The organism is Salipiger sp. HF18, assembly GCF_011806505.1.
Classification (GTDB): Bacteria; Pseudomonadota; Alphaproteobacteria; order Rhodobacterales; family Rhodobacteraceae; genus Salipiger; species Salipiger thiooxidans.
In genome coordinates this window covers 1-2,641 of sequence record NZ_JAATOS010000530.1, presented here as the reverse complement: position 1 = coordinate 2,641, position 2,641 = coordinate 1, and the positions used below count along the sequence as shown (strand labels likewise).

The window sequence follows — 2,641 nt, the reverse complement described above, 5'->3', positions numbered from 1 at the left end:
ATCTTCGCGCCCGAGAACATCGCCTCGCGGCGTGCCTCGACACCGGCGCCCTCGGCCACCGCGATCAGCGCGGCGAGGATCTCGGCATCGAGCTGGGTCTTGGAGAAATCGAACAGCATGCCGTCCTGCTCGATCGAGAAGCTGGCGGCGCGGGCCGGGTCCTCGGCGAAGAGCGCGTCGATGCGGCGCCCGTCGCGGGCCGCGGCGAGTGTTTTGAGGTCATCCCACATGTATCTAGTCCCCGTGTGTCTGGTCGGAGCGGTTTACTCGGCCCAGTGCACGACTGCCTCGTCGAGCACCGCGTTGATCGGGGCCTCGGTCGGCGCCAACCCCTTGGCCTTTTCAAGCACGTCGCGCTTGTCGTGGCCATAGATCACCAGATGCTTTTTCAGCGCGCCGTCGAGAACCGGGGCGGAAAGCGTAATCCTGGGCTCAGGCGCGCCCGGTGCCCGCATCGGCAGCAGGATCGGTGCCTCGTCGTGCAGCGCCTCGTCAAGCTTGTCGGCGCCGGGGAAAATCGAGGCAGTGTGCATGTCCGCCCCCATGCCCAGCATCACCACCGCCAGCGGCAGCGCCGGCGCGATGGCATCGGCAAGCTCGGCCAGCCGTTCCTCGGGCTCGGCGGCCTCGGCATAGAGCGGCAGGTAGCGCGCCGCCGCGGCACGCTCGACCAGCAGCCGCTCACGCAGCAGCCGGGTGTTCGAGCGCTCCGAGCTCTCGGGCACCCAGCGTTCGTCGGTCAGCAGCACGTCGACCCGGTCCCAGTCGAGATCGGCGGCGCAGAGCGCGTCGAAGACCGGCCCGGGCGAAGTGCCGCCCGGCACCGCCAGCGCCGCGCGGTCCTGGTGCGACAGCGCCGCGCGCAGTTCTCCCGCGATCTGGTTGGCGAGGTCCATCGCCAGCATCTCGCGGTCCGGGTAGGTCCTGAATTCGTAGCTCACGCCTTGATCCCCCTCCAACGGCGACCGTCGCGGTTGATCAGGAAGGCCGCGTCGTCCGGCCCGATACTGCCCGCGTCATAGGGCTTGGGCGAGTCGCCGCGCCGCTCCCAGCCTTCGATCAGCGGATCGGTCCAGGCCCAGGCGGCCTCGACTTCGTCACCGCGCATGAACAGCGTCTGGTTGCCGCGGATCACGTCCATGATGAGCCGCTCGTAGGCATCCGTCACCTCTTCGGCCTCGGGCCCCAGCGCCTCGGCGAAGGACATGTCGAGCGGCACGTCGACCAGCCGCATCCCGCCCGGGCCCGGCTCCTTGATGGTCACGCCCAGCGTCATGCCCTCGTTCGGCTGCAGCCGGATCGAGAGCACGTTGCGGTGCCGGCCCGAGTCGATGCCGAAGATCGAGTGCGGCGTTTCCTTGAAGACCACGGCGATCTCGGAGGCCCGCGCCGCCAGCCGCTTGCCGGTGCGCAGGTAGAAGGGCGTGTTCGCCCACCGCCAGTTCGAGATGTAGCACTTGAGCGCGATGAAGCTCTCGGTCTTCGAGGTCGCGTTCTCGGCATCCTCGCGGTACGAGGCCATCTCGCCGTCGGAGGTGTACTGCCCGCGCACGATCTGGTCCGGATCCACCGGATCCAGCGCGCGGATCACCTTGAGCTTCTCGTCACGCACCGCGTCGGCCTCGAAGCGGGCGGGCGGTTCCATGGCGATCAGGCACAGGAGCTGCATCAGGTGGTTCTGTACCATGTCCCGCATGGCGCCGGATTTGTCGTAGTAGGAGCCCCGCCCCTCGACGCCCACGGTCTCGGCCACGGTGATCTGGATGTGATCGACGTATTGCGCGTTCCACAGCGGCTCGAACAGCATGTTGCCGAAGCGCACGGCCATGAGGTTCTGAACCGTCTCCTTCCCGAGGTAGTGGTCGATCCGGTAGATCTGGTCCTCGTGGAAGTGCTGCGCCAGCTCCTCGTTCAACGCCCGCGCGCTTTCGAGATCGTGGCCGAAGGGTTTCTCGACGACGATGCGGCTCTCGCGGGTCGACAGCTCGTGGCTGCGCACCTGCTTGGCGAGATCGGCAAAGAGGCTCGGGCCCACCGAGAAGTAGAACGCGCGCACCACGTTCTCGTCGTCGCGCAGCAGGCTCTTGAGGCTCTCCCAGCCGCCCTCGCCCTTGGCGTCGACCGGCACGTAATGCAACTGCTTGAGGAAGCCCTTCAGCGCCTTCTTGTTGTCGGCGCTCTTCTTGCCGAACTCGGCAATCGCCTCGCGCGCGAACTCGCGGTAGCCGTCATCGTCCATTTCCGAGCGCGCGGCGGCGATGATGCGGCTGTCGTCGGGCATCTGGCCGGCGCAGAACCGGCGGAACAGCGCCGGGATGATCTTGCGGCGGGCCAGATCGCCGGTGCCGCCAAAGATGACCAGGTCGAACGGGTCGACGGGAATGACGCGGGATACCATGGCCGGGTGTTCTCCGATTCTCTGCATCTGGTGACGTTAGCGTTAACAACGCTTCCTTTCCCTAACCCATCGCGTGCCGCGAGTCTAACATCGTGCGGCGGCGCGGCAATGACCCGATCCGAAATTCTGCCGGACCGGCGGTGTTTTGTCCGTCTCGCCCGCTCGGGGGCCCCTCGGGGTGGACGCGCCGGGCCCGCGTGTCACCCGTCAGGCGTCGCATTCGGGGAGGCTTCCCCCGGCCGA

General features: G+C 67.5%; 2 protein-coding genes and 1 pseudogene. All 3 read right to left on the bottom strand.

Annotation, left to right across the window (positions count from 1 at the left end):
- A pseudogene (locus tag HC022_RS23635) lies at nucleotides 1-230 on the bottom strand (glucose-6-phosphate isomerase); the annotation flags it as partial.
- A 33-nt stretch (nucleotides 231-263) separates the two neighbouring features.
- The gene (gene pgl, locus HC022_RS23630) at nucleotides 264-941 is read right to left on the bottom strand and encodes a 6-phosphogluconolactonase (protein ID WP_167454034.1); all 678 of its coding nucleotides are present in this window, start codon (nucleotides 939-941) and stop codon (nucleotides 264-266) included.
- A complete protein-coding gene (gene zwf, locus HC022_RS23625; protein WP_008884521.1) occupies nucleotides 938-2,398 on the bottom strand; it encodes a glucose-6-phosphate dehydrogenase in 1,461 nt (486 codons plus the stop codon). Before zwf ends, pgl begins: the two co-directional genes overlap by 4 nt.
- Between the last annotated feature and the right edge of the window lie 243 nt (nucleotides 2,399-2,641).

What these genes read in the sequence shown, in the direction of transcription:
- zwf (WP_008884521.1), bottom strand. Translation starts at nt 2,398, where the DNA reads ATGGTATCCCGCGTCATTCCCGTCGACCCGTTCGACCTGGTCATCTTT.